Here is a 211-nt window from a genome sequence, read left to right on the forward strand (position 1 = left end):
GGAATTCCATGTGTAGCGGTGAAATGCGTAGAGATATGGAGGAACACCAGTGGCGAAGGCGACTTTCTGGTCTGTAACTGACACTGAGGCGCGAAAGCGGGGGGAGCAAACAGGATTAGATACCCTGGTAGTCCACGCCGTAAACGATGAGTGCTAAGTGTTAGAGGGTTTCCGCCCTTTAGTGCTGAAGTTAACGCATTAAGCACTCCGC

The 211-nt window shown here is 51.7% G+C and carries 1 rRNA gene; it reads left to right on the forward strand.

Annotated features, from left to right (window positions below):
• Positions 1-211: ribosomal RNA gene (locus MR107_RS31250) — 16S ribosomal RNA — on the forward strand; the annotation flags it as partial.

Source organism: Bacillus cereus group sp. BfR-BA-01441, assembly GCF_022663075.1.
Classification (GTDB): Bacteria; Bacillota; Bacilli; order Bacillales; family Bacillaceae_G; genus Bacillus_A; species Bacillus_A cereus.